This is a genomic window from Rhizobium sullae (genome assembly GCF_900169785.1).
In the GTDB taxonomy this organism is placed as follows: domain Bacteria; phylum Pseudomonadota; class Alphaproteobacteria; order Rhizobiales; family Rhizobiaceae; genus Rhizobium; species Rhizobium sullae.
The window spans coordinates 1-877 of sequence record NZ_FWER01000164.1 but is presented as its reverse complement, the minus strand read 5'-3'; the positions used below and the strand labels follow the sequence as shown (position 1 = coordinate 877).

The following is an 877-nucleotide window of genomic DNA, read 5'->3' as shown; positions in this document are numbered from 1 at the left end:
GCAGTGTGCTCAGTTTCTGCAACTCTCCCCAGATGAATGCCCCGGAAGCCTATATCCAGTTCACACCGGGGCTGATCACCGATGACGGTGAGGTGACCAACGACACTACCGCCGATTTCCTTCGCACTTTCATGCAGGACTTCCATGTGTTCATCGCAAGGGTTCGCTCAGTGCTGCCGAAAGATGCCTAGCGCATCGGCCCAAAATCGGAATCGATTTTCGGAAGCACGATGCGCAGATTCAAAAGCCTAATCTCCGTAGTAGTAGATCGGCTCCCGAGTGAGTTCGCCCTGCCCGATATGCCGGTACAGTTGCTTGCCGAGGATCCAGAAGGCGATTGCCTCGGTCCTCATGCAGAAGACGTAGTCGCCGTCTCTCCAATACGTGGCGGCCGACGACGAGAGAGGAAACAGATAGTCGCCGGCCTCATAGAAAACTGCCCTGTCCGATTCACAGTCATAGAGGTACCTCTCCTGAGCAGCCACGTGACCCTCCCGACAACCGTCCCTGAGAAGCCTACACCAATGCTTCAGGCTTCGCGGACACACCGCTTGCCGGCGGTGATCGAGCGACTCGAGCCCGAACCGCAAAGCCCATTCCAATAGAGCTTGCTTATTTAGGGTTTTTCAACATGCCGATGGGTAGAATTTGATACCTTCTTCTCAGTCGACGCTCCATAGTTGTTCTTTTGGCAACCACAGCGAGATTTGATTGCAAAAATCTGCGGCAGCATGTTAGCAATGTCTCAAAAAGATTGATGCGGGAATGAGAGATTCTAATCTGGCTGCGTATATGCAAAGTCAAGCTAGTCACCTGAATCCGAAGTTCGGTTCATTGTTTTTTGGCAGAAGCGTCTGACGGAGGCGAGGATTTCGTC

General features: G+C 52.8%; 1 protein-coding gene and 1 pseudogene. One reads left to right on the top strand and one right to left on the bottom strand.

Features of this window, described 5'->3' with window-relative positions:
* Positions 1–191, top strand: a pseudogene (locus BN1800_RS39535) (ACP phosphodiesterase); the annotation flags it as partial.
* Positions 192–248: 57 nt separating this feature from the next.
* On the opposite strand, the gene BN1800_RS39530 reads toward BN1800_RS39535, so the two are convergent.
* Entirely contained in the window at positions 249–485 is a 237-nt protein-coding gene (locus BN1800_RS39530) for a hypothetical protein (protein WP_087006374.1), read from the bottom strand.
* Positions 486–877: the final 392 nt, after the last annotated feature.